The sequence below is a fragment of the uncultured Psychrosphaera sp. genome (genome assembly GCF_947500655.1).
Classification (GTDB): Bacteria; Pseudomonadota; Gammaproteobacteria; order Enterobacterales; family Alteromonadaceae; genus Psychrosphaera.
Map to the genome: position 1 here is coordinate 1 of NZ_CANMSK010000047.1, position 416 is coordinate 416.

Here is a 416-nt window from a genome sequence, read left to right on the forward strand (position 1 = left end):
TTTAACGGCGAATTTTCTAATACCATATAGGTAGCTTGTATTTCGCAATATGCAGCTGTGAAATCTATCGTCTCAGCACGCTTTGGTTCATCTCCAATATTGCAAATATCCCAAGAATCCGTTCCTGCATCATCAGCTATATCGCCAGCCGTTTTATATTGTAAAAGTTTTAATTTCACACCTAAACGCCGAGCAAGTTCTGCCGCGATGTCTGGCGAGACGCCCGTAGGATCACCCTGGTTGTTTTGTCCTGTTACTAATAGAATGTTTGACATGTTAATAGCTACACGTAAAACACCGTGAGGCGCTAGTTCTTTTACAATATCTGGAGACATATAAAGACATCCGTTATATGGTTAATAATAAATCAGAGCTCAATACAAATAAACATAACATACTTTTTATAACTTTGGTCA

At 38.2% G+C, this 416-nt stretch carries 1 protein-coding gene; it reads right to left on the bottom strand.

The features are described from left to right. Positions 1 to 335: transporter substrate-binding domain-containing protein (locus tag Q0940_RS17025; protein ID WP_299271141.1), on the bottom strand; the 335-nt coding region annotated here is incomplete at its 3' end. Between the last annotated feature and the right edge of the window lie 81 nt (positions 336 to 416).